The following is a 12,841-nucleotide window of genomic DNA, read 5'->3' as shown; positions in this document are numbered from 1 at the left end:
GAGCTGTCGATCGAGCCGTCAGTCGCGACGGGCGAGCGCGTCGAGCCAGCCGCGCGCCTCGGGCCAGTCGCCGAGCCCGCTGTCCGCATTGATGTGGCCGCGCGGGCCGATATCTTGGAAGGCGCTGCCCCATGCGTTCGCGCAGTTTCGGGCGAACGCGAGCGAGCCATACGGATCGTCGCTGCTGGCGACCACGCAGGTCGGAAACGGCAGCCGTTCGTATGGCACGGGCCCGAAACCGTACGCGTCAGCCGGAAACGCGGGACCGTCGGGATCGGGCAACGCGACGAGCAGCGCGCCGCGCACTTTGGCGAGCGCCGCCGGGCGCGCGTAGCGCGTCGCCCACCATGCGGTGGTCAGCGTACCGAGGCTGTGGCCGGCAATCAGCACCGGCCCGCGCGCGGCCTCGACCGCGCGATCGAGCGCGAGACACCAGCCGTTGCGGAACGCGCGGTCCCAGTCGGGCATCGCGACGCGCGAGAAGCGTGCGTCGGCACGCTCCCAGCGGCTCTGCCAGTGAAGCGGGCCCGAATTGGCGTAGCCCGGCAGGACGAGAACGGGTAAACGGCTCATGGAAAGTGCGTCGACGAGTGAAATCGTTGTGGTGCGTCGGCGCAGTGTCGCACACCCGTTCCTCCCTGATGCTGCCTGTCTGATATCGGAAGGATGTGCGTGGGTCGGGACGCGCTGAGCGCCGCGTCGCGACCGGACGTCAAGCCGCCGTCTTGCAGGCGGCTTGCGTCATGTCTGGCGGTCAGCGCACGTTCGCGCCGACGATGCCGCCTGCCGCGGCGCCGGCGACCGTGCCGAGCGGGCCGCCCGTGACCAGGTAGCCGAGCGCGCCGCCCGCGGCCGCGCCGATACCGGCATTGCGCTGCGTATGCGTCATGGCGCACGCGCCGAGTTGCGACAGGGCCGCGACGATCACGGCGGTACGAACGATAAACGTGGTCTTTTTCATCATGGTTTTTAGTGTCCTCCCGCCGCGCGGCATCCCGAACGGCGGCATTGAATCGGTGAAGCCATCATAGGCAACGCCAAACGGCCCGGGCAATCCGATTTACGTCGTGTTACAGCCGACACAATATCGAGATAATCGGGCGAAACCCGCCCCCGGCATGCCGCAAGCCGCGCGGGACGGACCCCGGTCAGGTAGAATCACGGGATTAAACCGGCGCGACGCGCGCGCCGACACAACCTGACGCCATCCGCATGAGCACCGAACGTAACGACGCCCCCGCGGCTTCCAATTTCATCCGCAACATCATCGACGACGACAACCGCACCGGCAAATGGGGCGGACGCGTCGAGACGCGCTTTCCGCCCGAGCCGAACGGCTATCTGCACATCGGCCATGCGAAGAGCATCTGCCTGAACTTCAGCGTCGCGCGCGACTACGGTGGCGTGTGCCACCTGCGCTTCGACGATACGAACCCGGAAAAGGAAAGCGTCGAGTACGTCGATTCGATCGTCGACGCGGTGCGCTGGCTCGGCTTCGACTGGCGCAAGGACGCGGTCGATCACCAGTACTTCGCGAGCGACTACTACGACAAGCTGTACGAGTTCGCCGAGCTGCTGATCCAGCGCGGCAAGGCCTATGTCGACAGCCAGAGCGCCGATGAAATGCGCGCGAACCGCGGCTCGCTGACGGAAGGCGGCAAGCCGTCGCCGTTCCGCGATCGCACGCCGGAAGAAAACCTCGACCTGTTCCGCCGCATGAAGGCCGGCGAGTTCAAGGAAGGCGAGCACGTGCTGCGCGCGAAGATCGACATGGCTTCGCCGAACATGAACATGCGCGACCCGGTGATCTACCGGATCCGCTACGCGCACCACTACCGCACCGGCGACGCATGGTGCGTGTACCCGATGTACGACTACACGCACTGCATCTCGGATGCGCTCGAGGGCATCACGCATTCGCTGTGCACGCTCGAGTTCGAGGATCACCGCCCGCTGTACGACTGGGTGCTGAACGAACTCGCGGAAGCCGGCAAGTTCACGCGCCCGCTGCCGCAACAGATCGAATTCTCGCGACTGAACCTCACGTACGCGATCACCAGCAAGCGCAAGCTGCTGCAGCTCGTGACCGAAGGGCACGTCGACGGCTGGGACGACCCGCGGATGCCGACGATCGTCGGCGTGCGCCGCCGCGGCTTCACGCCGGAGAGCATCCACCTGTTCTGCGAGCGGATCGGCGTGACGAAGATCGACTCGTGGATCGACATGAGCATCTTCGAAGGCGCGCTGCGCGACGACCTCGACGACAAGGCGGCACGTACCGTCGCCGTGCTCGATCCGCTGAAGCTCGTGATCGACAACTATCCGGAAGACCTCGAGGAAGCGTGCACGGCGCCCGTGCACCCGCACCACCCGGATCGCGGCGTGCGCACGTTCCCGATCTCGCGCGAGCTGTGGATCGAGCGCGAGGACTTCGTCGAGAACCCGCCGAAGGGCTATTTCCGTCTGTTCCCGGGCAACAAGGTGCGCCTGCGCTACGGCTACGTGATCGAATGCACGGGCTTCGACAAGGACGCCGACGGCAACGTGACGGCCGTGCACTGCAACTACTTCCCGGACAGCAAGTCGGGCACCGAAGGCGCGAACACGTACAAGGTCAAGGGCAACATCCACTGGGTCAGCGCGAAGCATGCGCAGCCGGCCGAAGTGCGAATCTACGACCGCCTGTTCAAGGAGCCGCATCCGGACGCGGGCGGCGCGAATTTCCTCGAGGCGCTGAATCCCGACTCGAAGAAGATCGTGCAGGCATACATCGAACCGGGCAACGACGACATCGCACCGGAAACGCGCCTGCAGTTCGAGCGTCACGGCTACTTCGTCGCCGATCGGGTCGATTCGAAACCGGGCAAGCCGGTGTTCAACCGGATCGTCGGGCTGCGCGACAGCTGGGGCAAGCCGGCTTGACGGCATGCGGTCCGCGGCTTCGCTAGCCGCCGCCGCGTGACCATAAAAAAACCGGCCCCTGGGCCGGTTTTTTGTTGCGCGCGTCGAAGCGAAGCCGGGTCATGGCGCAGCGCAAGCCGCCCCGCTCGCTCACCCACCCGTCAACCGCCGATGCAACTCCACCAGCGACAGCTTCGTGCGAAACAGCCGCGCGAGGCTGCGGCTCGCATACGCGTCGATGTCGGCGGGCATGGTCCAGCGATACGCATCCATCTCGGGAATCATCGAGCCGTCGCGACGGCTCGGAAACAGCGACGTGCACGTGCAGTGCGCGAGATCGACCTCGTCGTCGGCCACGCGCACCGCGAACAGGTGCAGATCCTTGTCGTGCCGGTACGCGAAGCGGCCAAGATCGAGCAGCCGATCGGCGCCGAACACGATGCCGGTTTCCTCGAGCAGTTCACGCAGCGCCGCGTCTACCGGCGTCTCGCCCGGCTCGCCCTGCCCTTTCGGGATGTCCCAGTGCGTGGTATCCGTCGCGTGCGCGAGGAACACGCGGCCGGCCGCATCGAGGATCACGACGCCGCACGACACCGTGCGCGGCGCGGCGCCCCGCTTCATCACGCGCGTGCTCAGCGTTTCTGCAGCTGCCACTTGCCCGCGTCGGTCTTGCAATAGACGGGCTTGAGCGTCATCGTCTGGCCCTTCGCGGTGATCTCGGTGGCGACTTCACGGCAGGTCTTGCCGTCCGTCTCGGTCGTGGTCGGCGTGAGCTTTGCATCGATCTGCGTGCCGCGGCCGGTGCTCTGCCACGTCGTGGTCTCGCCGTCCTTGCCTTCGTCGCGCACCTGCACGACCGCCTTGGACAGCGACGCGCGGTCGGTCTTGCTGAAGTAGCTGAGCGGCGTGTCGTTCAGGAAGTTCAGGTTGTTCTGCGCATGGGCAGGCAGCATCGCGGCTGCGCACGCGGCGCCGGCCAGCACGCGCGTGACGACGGAAAGGGATGCACGCATCGACATGTTGTTCTCCTTGGATGTTCGATCGAACGGCGCGGTGCATGCCGGCAAACCGGGGGCCGGCCATCCGGCACGCACACTGCGCCTGTCAGCGAGCGAGGATAGCATGCGTGCCGTCGACGCCGCCTTCTAGTGGCCGGCCGGCGCGGCCGTCTGCTGATATCCGTCAGTCAGCGTACCCAGGAACGCGATCACGTCCTTGATCTCGGCCGCGTTCAGCGCCGGCTGGTCGCCGCGCTTGCGATCGAACGGCGCTTCGCGGTTGATGTTCGGCCAGTAGCGCTTGGGCAGGTCGTCGTAGATCTGCACCTTGCCGTTCACGACCGGATAGAACTTCTCCGGATGGATGTCGCGCTCGACGTAGAAGCGCATCACGTCCTCGAGCGAGTGGTACACGCCGTTGTGGAAGAACGTCTTGCGCAGCGCGACGTTGCGCAACGACGGCGTGCGGAACAAGCCGCAGAATTCGTCGCGGCCCTTCAGATCGGTACGCTCGGGGCCGCACGCGCCGAGATCGTGGAAACGCGGGTCGTGATTGACGGGCAGCGCGCGGTTGCGCGGCACCGCGATCGCGATCAGCCCGAAATCGCTGAACTGCGGCGGCCCGCCTTCGAGCGTGCGCTGACTGATGTGGCAGCTCGCGCAGTTGCCCTTCTTCTCGTCGTTGAACAGCTGCAGCCCGCGCAGTTCAGCAGGCGTGAGCTGCGCGTGGCCGGCCAGATACGCGTCGTACTTGCTCGTGTACGGATCGAACAGCGCCGGCTGTTGCTGGAAAGCGTCGAGCGCACGCAGCACCGCGTCGAAGGTCGCCTGGTCGTTGCCGAGTACCTGGTCGCCGAATGCCTTGCGGAACGCATCCGCATAAGGTGCGGCGCGAACCGCCTTCGCGACCCTTGCCGGCGAGCTGCTCATCTCGAATGGCGACGTGAGCGGAATGCGCGCCTGCGCATCGCGCGTGTCGACGCGACCGTCCCAGGTCAACCCGCCGGTCGGACCCGCGTCGATGCTTTCGTCACCTTCGTCCGGCGAATCGTGGAAGTGCTCGCTGAACGGCGGGATACCGCGCAGGTACTTCAACGACGGCACGGCACGAAAGCCCGTGCGGTGCATGTCGTCGCCGCCGAGCTGTACCGACAGCGCGTTCGGCGGCCCGAACGCATGCTCGGCGCTATGACACGACGCGCATGCGAGCTTGCCGGACCCGGACAGCGAAGGATCGAAGAACAGCTGCTTGCCGAGCGCCGTCATCTGCTTGACGCCCTCGAATACCTGCGCACGCGTCTGCGGCTGGCTGGCCGGCGCGACCGCGGGAGCGGCCGGAGCCGCTTGCGCCGCCGGCACGACGGACGCGGCCGGCGTATTCGCGCCGGGACGCGCATCGCAACCGGCGAGCGCCGCGAGCCCTGCGGCCAGCGCCAGCGCGGCCGCGGCAGGGGTCAACGATCGCGCGAACGCGAGGGGTTTCAGAAGGCTGTGCATCGTCGTTCTTCTTGTAGCGGTGGGCAATCGGCCGGAGCTTATGTCAGTTCCATGACCGTTGCATGACGTTCAACCGACAGTCAATTGAAAGCGCCCCTACACCCGGCTGTCAAATCGGTTCCAGATAATGCGCGCAGCCGGTCGGTGTCTCGCAGTGCCTGCACCGGCCGTACGTCAACCCGGTTCCCACACGCGACAAACAACGAAAGAGAGAACATCGCATGAAGAAGCACGCCTGGATTCGCTATACGCCGATCGCCCTCGCGGCCGCGCTCAGCCTGACCGCCTGCGGCGGCGACGATGTCACGCAGCAAGGCCTGTCGGCCGTCAAGAACGTTGTCGTGATCTACGCGGAAAACCGCAGCTTCGACAACCTGTATGGCAACTTCCCCGGCGCGAACGGCCTGCAGAACGCGACGGCCGCGAACTCGGTGCAAAAGGATCGCGACGGCTCGACGATGGCGACGCTGCCGAAGATCTGGGGCGGCCTGACCGCGACCGGCATCACGCCGGCGGTGACCGAGGCGATGACGGCGAACCTGCCGAACGCGCCGTTCGCGATCGACGATCCGAACGGCTTCAACCAGTCGATGAGCATCGCGACGCGCGACATCGTGCACCGCTTCTATCAGGACCAGATGCAGATCAACGGCGGCAAGAACGACATGTACGCCGCATGGACCGACGCGGGCGGCCTGACGATGGGTCACTACACGGCCGATCCGTCGAAGCTGCCGCTGTGGAAGATCGCGCAGCAGTACGTGCTGGCCGACAACTTCTTCATGGGCGCGTTCGGCGGCTCGTTCCTGAACCACCAGTACCTGGTCTGCGCGTGCGCGCCGTACTACCCGAACGCCGACAAGAGCCCGGCGGCCGGCAAGATCGCCGTGCTGAACGCCGACGGCAAGTCGCTGAAGGTCGCGACGAACTCGCCGGCCTCCGCGCTGAGCGGCCCGCCGAAGTTCGTCAACGACGGTGCGCTGACGCCCGACTTCTACGGCATCAACACGATGCAGCCGGCGTATCAGCCGAGCGGCAACAAGGCGGCTACGGGCGGCGACCCGCTGCTCGCCGACCCGGCCAATCCGTCGACGATGCCGCCGCAGACGGCGACCAACATCGGCGACCTGATGACCAACGCGGGCGTGTCGTGGGCATGGTATTCCGGCGCGTGGGGCCAGGCGCTGCAGGCGAGCCAGAACGGCACGTCGAACGTGATCTACGGTGCCGATCTGTCGACGCCGAACTTCCAGCCGCACCACCAGCCGTTCAACTACTTCGCGAACCAGGCGCCGGGCACCGCAAGCCGCGCGCAGCACCTGCTCGACGGCGGCGCGAACGGCGCCGAGTTCATCAAGGCGATCGATGCGGGCACGCTGCCGCAGGTCACGTTCTACAAGCCGCAGGGCAACCTGAACGAGCACCCGGGCTACACGGACGTCACCTCGGGCGACCAGCACATCGCCGACGTGATCGCGCACCTGCAGGCAAGCCCGCAGTGGAAGAACATGGTCGTGGTCGTCACGTACGACGAAAACGGCGGCTTCTGGGATCACGCGACGCCGCCGAATGCCGACCGCTGGGGCCCGGGCACCCGCATCCCGGCGCTGATCGTGTCGCCGTACGCGAAGAAGGGCTTCGTCGACCATACGCAATACGACACGGGCTCGATCCTGCGCTTCATCACGCGCCGCTTCTCGCTGCCGCGCCTCGCGGGCCTGCAACAGCGCGACGACGCGCTGAAGGCGAACGGTGCGCAGCCGATGGGCGACCTGACGAACGCGCTGCAACTGTCGCCGAACCTGTAACCGCATCGCCATCACCGCAAACGGGCCGGCCACGTCGCCGGCCCGGACGAACGAAGGGCAGCCCCGCGGGGCTGCCCTTTTTCATGCCGCGTGCGGGTTGCCGCGCGCCGCCGTCACCAGCCGTACTTCAACTCGACGCCGACGTAGTCGGCGTTGTGCCCGCCCGCCTGGCGGATCGCGTCGCCGACCTGGAAATGCACGGCCTCGATCGCACCGATCAGATTCGCGGCGATCGTCCAGTCCGCGCGCAGCTGCACGTACATCCCGGTCCACAACCCGCCCTTGCCCGCCGTGCCCGGCACCGGGATGTTCGGCTGCTGATAGACGGCGTCGCCGGTCGTCTCGCGCCACTGGAAGCCGAGCGCACCGAGCAGCGACAGGTTCGCCGACGGCTTCAGCGTCACGGACGGCTTCACGTGAATCAGGTTCGCGTAACTCGTATAGCTGGCCAGCGTGAAGTAATAGCCGTTCGGAAACAGCGGGTTGAAGGTGCTCACACGGCCGTCGTGCGGATGCCGGTCGCCCGACGCCGCGTCGACCTGCAGCGCGATGCGCGGCGACCACGGCGCATCGAGCTTGTAGCCGGCGATCGAACCGACGGCCCACGCCCCGATCGTCGCGTTGCCGATCTTGCCGGTCTGCAGCATCGTTTCGAGATCCCAGTCGAAGCGCCCCAGTGTGCCCGTGTAGCGCACGTCCCACACGTCGCGATGCTCGGGACCGCTCGCGTCGAGGAACCGCGCGTTGTTGCGGTTGTAGCGCGACCAATAGCCGGACAGGTCGCCCGGCCCGACCGACTGCCGCTCGACGCGCACGCCGCTGAACGTGAGATCGCGATTCGACACGTCGTCGAAATCGGACGCGTTGCGGTTCTGCACCGGCTGCGTCGCATAGCCGATGAAGCGCCACTTCTGGTACTCGTACACGGCCCAGACCGCATCGAACGCCTGCCGTACGTTCGGGCCGTCGCGCGTGGCGATGAAACGCTGCAAGTCGAACGCCATCTCCTGCCGGCCGACGCGGAACTTGAACGTGCCGCCGCCGAGCGCGCCCGTGTAGGTCGCGAACGCCTGCTCGAGATCGAGCGGGTTCTTGTCGACCGGCGACACCGTGTTCTTGCCGAACGCGCGGGCGTCCTGCAACTGCACGAAGAACTGCCAGTGCTGGCCGAGATGCGCATCGGCATGCACTTCGATTCGCTGGATCAGGTAGGTATCCGATTGCGCGGAGCCGATCCCGAACAGCGGCGCGTCATTGGTCTCGAGACGCTCGCGCAGGTTCACGCCGAGCGACAGATAGGAGGCCGGATCGTTGCCGAGCGGAATGTATTTCAGGCCGTCGAGCGGCGCGCGCGGCACGCACGGATTCGCGAGCACCGACCAGTCTTCCTGCCAGCGGTTGAACAGCACCACGGGGCGCTTGGCCGTGCAGGTCGATGCGGCGGCAGCGGTTGTCGTTGCCGATGTCGTTGGCGTTGCCGATGACGCGGCCGGCACCGGCTCCTGCACCGGCGTGGAAGCCGGCGTCGATGCCGCCGCCGTTTGCGCGCATGCCGCGTCGGCGCCCGCGAGCAGCAGCCCCGCGACGATCGACACGCGCGCGGCCCGTGCGGTATGCCGACCGTGATGTCTCCTCCCGCCCCGCTCGATCATGCGCGCTCCTGTGTGGTGGTACCCGCCGTTGGTGCCGCGCACAGGGCAAGCGTCGCGAGCGCGCCGACCGGCGCGAGCAGCGCGAGGAACCCGACGAAGCGGAATCCGAGCGCGCCGCATGCGGCGCCGAGCGCGAACGCGACGATCGCCGGCAGCATCTTGCCGAAGCGCGCGCGTGCCGCCGCGCGCGCGGCATCGGCGGTGCCGGCCGACAGCAGGTCGACCGCGTCGAGGATCGCCTGCGTCACGTTGCCGGTCATCACCGTGTTCGGCACGCCGCCGGCGCGCGCAATCACGCGCGGATGCGCGTTCTGCACGCCCATCGCGAACGTGCCGACGATGCCGGCCACGAGCGCCGAAAGGCTGTCGGGCTGCGTGACGGGCGTCGCCCACACGCCCGCCGCACAGAAGCCGAGCAGCAGCACGGCCTGGACCGCATGCAGCGCGCGCGTGCCCTGCCAGGCGGGCCGCCCGGACATCGACCGCGCGATCAGGCTGCTCGCGATTACGCCGCACACGAATGCGGGAAACACACTGAGCTTCAACACGACACCCTGGCCGAAGCCCGCGATGCCCGCGCCGATCAGCACGAAGTTGCCCGTCACGTGTGCCGTGAACAGCCCGAACAGCGCGACGAAGCTCAGCGTGTCGACGAAGCCGGCCACCGCGGCAAGGATCGTGTCCTCGTGCTTCATCGCGCCGCGCTCGCGTGGATTTCGGCGACGTAGCCGCCCGGGAACTGCACGAGCGCCGCGTCGCGGCCGTCCGACGTGAACGGCGGCACGAGCACGGTCACGCCGGCTGCCTTGGCCTTCTCCAGCGTCGCGCCGAGATCGTGCACTTCGTAGCCGGTCATTTCGCGGCCGAACGGGTAAGGCAGGTGGCCGTCGTTCACGAGCACGGTCATCTTGCCGAAGCCCGATTCGATGCGGATGCGGCGGTACGTGTCGTTCGGCCGGCCGATCTCGATGCCCGGCGCCTTGAGGGTGTCGGACACCACCTTGCCGTTCGAGAATTTCACGAAATCGTGCACCAGCTTGTGCACGCTTTCCGGCGATACGTACACGCGGTTCTCGGGCACCGTCTCGAGCACGTCGTAACGCGGCGCTTCGGTATGCCAATAGAGTTGCATGTTCAGGGTGCCGGCCCAGCGGACGATCGCGTCGCGCCCGATCGGATCGGGAAACGTGTCGACGATCACGTCCGCGCCGTGCGCGCGCGCCGTCTTCATCGCGACGTCCATGTCGGTGACGAGATAACCGGTGCGCTCCGAGCAGAACGGATACGGGATCGGCGTCTTGAAGCCGAACACCGAGATCGTGCCGACCGGTGTGAGCACGAGCTGCGACATCGTCTGGCTCGGCGTGGGCGTGACCTGGAACACGCCCTGCTTCGATTTCCTGCCGCCGAACGTCGCGACGAAGCTGTCGGTGAAGCGGTCGAAGTCTTCCGGTGCCACGCACACGTGCGTCGTGTCGTATTGCGGGCCGACGGCCACCGTCGGCGTGGCCGCCGGCGGCACCGGCGGCTTCGCGAACGCCACCGGCGCGACGGCAAGACCGCCCGCGAGCAGCGCGGCGAGCAGCACGGAACGAATGGATTTCATCACGGGATTCCCTGGTTGTTGCATTGTCATCGGATGGAGCGGCCGTCATCGGCCGGTTGCCGTGCATCGTCGAGCACGGTCGCAAGCACGAGGGCCGCGATCAGCCCAAGATGCTCGAAAAAGCTGTTGAGCGCCATGAAATTTTCGGCACCCGAATGGTTCCAGAAATCGTTCGCCACGACCATCGCGACCAGCGTCAGCATGCCGAGCGCGCCGGCGCCGAGCCACGTGAAGCGGCGAAACACCACGCACAACGAGCCGACGATCTCGACCACGATCGCCAGCGCCGCCCACAACGCGGCCGGCTGCAGGCCGAAATGCGCCTGCTCGGCCACCGCGTCGCCGAAGTGCATCGCCTTGTTGACGCCGCCGATGAGGAACGCGGAAACGAGCGCCAGACGCGCGAGCGGCAGGACCCACGGCTGCGACAGCAGCGCGCGGATCCATGCCGGGTTGCCATGGGCTGTGCGCGCCGTCATGTCAGACCGCCCAGCACGAGCAGCCGAACGCGCCCCAGAAACCCTTCGCGTCCGACGTCGGCAACGCGCGGCTCCACGCACTAGCATGCGCATGGCCGTGCATGCCGCACGCGCTCGCGCAACCGCACATCGCCGCGGCGGCCGCCGCGCGCTGCAGCGGTGCGCCATCGCGCTGCGTCGCGCCCCAGCCACCGTAGCCGCCGTAGGCGCGCACCGGCGACCAGTCCGGCATCGCCGGCGGAATCGGCGCGTCGTGCGACGCGAACGGCCCCGCCCCCCACACGATCCGGCCGCCCACCACCGTCAGCAGCGCCGTCGTATCGACGATATCGTCCTCCGCGCACGTGAAGAAATCGCGATCCGGGACCATCAGGTCGGCCAGTTGCCCGACCGCGATACGCCCTTTCTTGCCCTCTTCGTTCGAGAACCACGTCACGTACTCGGTCCACATGCGCAGTGCAGTTTCCCGATCGAGCAGGTTGCGCTGCGGATACAGGCGCATCCCGCCCACCGTCTTGCCCGTCACGAGCCACGCGAGCGACACCCACGGGTTGTACGACGCCACGCGCGTCGCGTCGGTGCCGGCCGACACCTTGAGGCCTTTCGACAGCATCTTCGCGACCGGCGGCGTCGCTTCGGCCGCCTGCGCGCCGTAGCGCTCGACGAAGTACTCGCCCTGGTACGCCATCCGGTGCTGCACCGCGATGCCGCCGCCCAGCGCCGCGATCCGGTCCATCGACTTCTCGGAGATCGTTTCCGCGTGATCGAAGAACCAGTTCAGCCCTTCGAGCGGGATGTCCTCGTTGACCTTCTCGAACACGTCGAGCGCGCGGCTGATCGTTTCGTCGTAGGTCGCATGCATGCGCCACGGCCAGCGGTTCTGCGCAAGCACGCGCACCACGCCTTCGAGATCGTCTTCCATCTGGGCCGGCAGGTCCGGGCGCGCGACGCGGAAATCCTCGAAGTCGGCTGCCGAGAACACCAGCATCTCGCCCGCGCCGTTGTGACGGAAGTAATCGGTGCCGTCGTGGTACTTGCTGCTCTTCGTCCAGTTGACGAAGTCTTCCTTCTCCGCATTCGGCTTCTGCGTGAACAGGTTGTACGCGATGCGGATCGTCATCTCGCCCGCGTCATGCAGCTTGCGGATCACTTCGTAATCGTCCGGGTAATTCTGCGAGCCGCCGCCTGCATCGATCACGCCCGTCACGCCGAGCCGGTTCAGCTCGCGCATGAAGTGACGCGTCGAGTTGTATTGATACTCGAACGGCAGCTTCGGGCCTTTCGCGAGCGTCGCGTAGAGGATCGTCGCGTTCGGGTTCGCGAGCAGCAGGCCCGTCGGATTGCCCGCGGCATCGCGCAGGATCGTGCCGCCCGGCGGCTCGGGCGTGTCCTTCGTATAACCCACGACACGCAGCGCGGCCGCGTTCAGCAGCGCACGGTCGTACAAATGCAGGATGAACACCGGCGTATCGGGCGCGACCGCGTTGAGCTCGTCGATCGTCGGCAGGCGCTTCTCGGCGAACTGGTGTTCGGTGAAGCCGCCGACCACGCGCACCCACTGCGGCGCCGGCGTGATCGCGACCTGCTGCTTGAGCATCTCCATCGCGACCGCGAGCGAGCGCACGCCGTCCCAGCGCAGCTCCATGTTGTAGTTCAGGCCGCCACGGATCACGTGGCAATGGTTGTCGGTCAGGCCCGGCAGCGCCGGGCGGCAGCCGAGGTCGACCACCTTCGTCGCACGGCCCGCGAGCGGCACGATCTCCGCGTCGCTGCCGACCGCGACGAAGCGGCCGTCCTTGATCGCGACCGCGGTGGCGACGGGGTTCGCACGGTCGAGCGTCGTGATGCGGCCGTTGTGCAGGATCAGATCCGGCTGATTATCAGTTGCACTCATTAAAAT

Annotated in this window: 12 protein-coding genes; 2 read left to right on the top strand and 10 right to left on the bottom strand. The window is 67.1% G+C overall.

Annotated elements, in window-relative coordinates:
* Positions 1–18 precede the first annotated feature (18 nt).
* Entirely contained in the window at positions 19–573 is a 555-nt protein-coding gene (locus LXE91_RS12020) for an RBBP9/YdeN family alpha/beta hydrolase (protein WP_039347442.1), read from the bottom strand.
* A gap of 181 nt (positions 574–754) precedes the next feature.
* Positions 755–964 carry an ornithine acetyltransferase gene (locus LXE91_RS12015; protein WP_011351716.1) on the bottom strand — a complete coding sequence of 70 codons (210 nt, stop codon included), beginning with the start codon at positions 962–964 and terminating at the stop codon, positions 755–757.
* A gap of 248 nt (positions 965–1,212) precedes the next feature.
* On the opposite strand from LXE91_RS12015, the gene LXE91_RS12010 reads away from it, so the two are divergent.
* The gene (locus LXE91_RS12010) at positions 1,213–2,922 is read left to right on the top strand and encodes a glutamine--tRNA ligase/YqeY domain fusion protein (RefSeq protein WP_039347445.1); all 1,710 of its coding nucleotides are present in this window, start codon (positions 1,213–1,215) and stop codon (positions 2,920–2,922) included.
* 129 nt (positions 2,923–3,051) lie between these two features.
* Here the strand turns inward: LXE91_RS12010 and LXE91_RS12005 are convergent, their stop codons facing one another.
* The 3 genes from LXE91_RS12005 to LXE91_RS11995 all read right to left on the bottom strand — a co-directional run bounded on the left by LXE91_RS12005 (position 3,052) and on the right by LXE91_RS11995 (position 5,396).
* On the bottom strand, positions 3,052–3,522 hold the full coding sequence (locus LXE91_RS12005) for an NUDIX hydrolase (protein WP_039347856.1): 471 nt from the start codon (positions 3,520–3,522) through the stop codon (positions 3,052–3,054).
* Between the two features lie 11 nt (positions 3,523–3,533).
* Positions 3,534–3,920, bottom strand: coding sequence for a hypothetical protein (locus tag LXE91_RS12000; RefSeq protein WP_039347448.1), 387 nt, complete (start codon positions 3,918–3,920; stop codon positions 3,534–3,536).
* A 126-nt stretch (positions 3,921–4,046) separates the two neighbouring features.
* Entirely contained in the window at positions 4,047–5,396 is a 1,350-nt protein-coding gene (locus LXE91_RS11995) for a cytochrome-c peroxidase (RefSeq protein WP_039347451.1), read from the bottom strand.
* Positions 5,397–5,617: 221 nt separating this feature from the next.
* On the opposite strand from LXE91_RS11995, the gene LXE91_RS11990 reads away from it, so the two are divergent.
* Complete coding sequence (locus tag LXE91_RS11990; RefSeq protein ID WP_039347454.1) at positions 5,618–7,204, top strand: acid phosphatase; 1,587 nt, start codon at positions 5,618–5,620, stop codon at positions 7,202–7,204.
* A gap of 113 nt (positions 7,205–7,317) precedes the next feature.
* On the opposite strand, the gene LXE91_RS11985 is transcribed toward LXE91_RS11990, so the two are convergent.
* Genes LXE91_RS11985 through LXE91_RS11965 form a run of 5 tightly spaced genes read right to left on the bottom strand, consistent with a single transcriptional unit; the run spans position 7,318 to position 12,835 of the window.
* Positions 7,318–8,856, bottom strand: a complete 1,539-nt coding sequence (locus LXE91_RS11985; RefSeq protein WP_039347456.1) for an alginate export family protein — start codon at positions 8,854–8,856, stop codon at positions 7,318–7,320.
* Complete coding sequence (locus tag LXE91_RS11980; RefSeq protein WP_039347459.1) at positions 8,853–9,551, bottom strand: YoaK family protein; 699 nt, start codon at positions 9,549–9,551, stop codon at positions 8,853–8,855. Before LXE91_RS11980 ends, LXE91_RS11985 begins: the two co-directional genes overlap by 4 nt.
* Positions 9,548–10,462: a VOC family protein gene (locus tag LXE91_RS11975; RefSeq protein WP_039347461.1), complete on the bottom strand. Its 915-nt coding sequence runs from the start codon at positions 10,460–10,462 to the stop codon at positions 9,548–9,550. Before LXE91_RS11975 ends, LXE91_RS11980 begins: the two co-directional genes overlap by 4 nt.
* 26 nt (positions 10,463–10,488) lie before the next feature.
* On the bottom strand, positions 10,489–10,941 hold the full coding sequence (locus LXE91_RS11970) for a DoxX family protein (protein ID WP_039347465.1): 453 nt from the start codon (positions 10,939–10,941) through the stop codon (positions 10,489–10,491).
* 1 nt (position 10,942) lies between these two features.
* Entirely contained in the window at positions 10,943–12,835 is a 1,893-nt protein-coding gene (locus LXE91_RS11965; RefSeq protein ID WP_039347467.1) for an amidohydrolase, read from the bottom strand.
* Between the last annotated feature and the right edge of the window lie 6 nt (positions 12,836–12,841).

The organism is Burkholderia contaminans, from assembly GCF_029633825.1.
Lineage (GTDB): Bacteria > Pseudomonadota > Gammaproteobacteria > Burkholderiales > Burkholderiaceae > Burkholderia > Burkholderia contaminans.
This window is presented reverse-complemented; position numbering and strand designations above follow the sequence as displayed.

What these genes read in the sequence shown, in the direction of transcription:
- LXE91_RS11975 (WP_039347461.1), bottom strand. Translation starts at nt 10,462, where the DNA reads ATGAAATCCATTCGTTCCGTGCTGCTCGCCGCGCTGCTCGCGGGCGGT.
- LXE91_RS12010 (WP_039347445.1), top strand. Translation starts at nt 1,213, where the DNA reads ATGAGCACCGAACGTAACGACGCCCCCGCGGCTTCCAATTTCATCCGC.
- LXE91_RS11970 (WP_039347465.1), bottom strand. Translation starts at nt 10,941, where the DNA reads ATGACGGCGCGCACAGCCCATGGCAACCCGGCATGGATCCGCGCGCTG.
- LXE91_RS11990 (WP_039347454.1), top strand. Translation starts at nt 5,618, where the DNA reads ATGAAGAAGCACGCCTGGATTCGCTATACGCCGATCGCCCTCGCGGCC.
- LXE91_RS11965 (WP_039347467.1), bottom strand. Translation starts at nt 12,835, where the DNA reads ATGAGTGCAACTGATAATCAGCCGGATCTGATCCTGCACAACGGCCGC.
- LXE91_RS12005 (WP_039347856.1), bottom strand. Translation starts at nt 3,522, where the DNA reads ATGAAGCGGGGCGCCGCGCCGCGCACGGTGTCGTGCGGCGTCGTGATC.
- LXE91_RS12020 (WP_039347442.1), bottom strand. Translation starts at nt 573, where the DNA reads ATGAGCCGTTTACCCGTTCTCGTCCTGCCGGGCTACGCCAATTCGGGC.
- LXE91_RS11995 (WP_039347451.1), bottom strand. Translation starts at nt 5,396, where the DNA reads ATGCACAGCCTTCTGAAACCCCTCGCGTTCGCGCGATCGTTGACCCCT.
- LXE91_RS11985 (WP_039347456.1), bottom strand. Translation starts at nt 8,856, where the DNA reads ATGATCGAGCGGGGCGGGAGGAGACATCACGGTCGGCATACCGCACGG.
- LXE91_RS11980 (WP_039347459.1), bottom strand. Translation starts at nt 9,551, where the DNA reads ATGAAGCACGAGGACACGATCCTTGCCGCGGTGGCCGGCTTCGTCGAC.
- LXE91_RS12015 (WP_011351716.1), bottom strand. Translation starts at nt 964, where the DNA reads ATGATGAAAAAGACCACGTTTATCGTTCGTACCGCCGTGATCGTCGCG.
- LXE91_RS12000 (WP_039347448.1), bottom strand. Translation starts at nt 3,920, where the DNA reads ATGTCGATGCGTGCATCCCTTTCCGTCGTCACGCGCGTGCTGGCCGGC.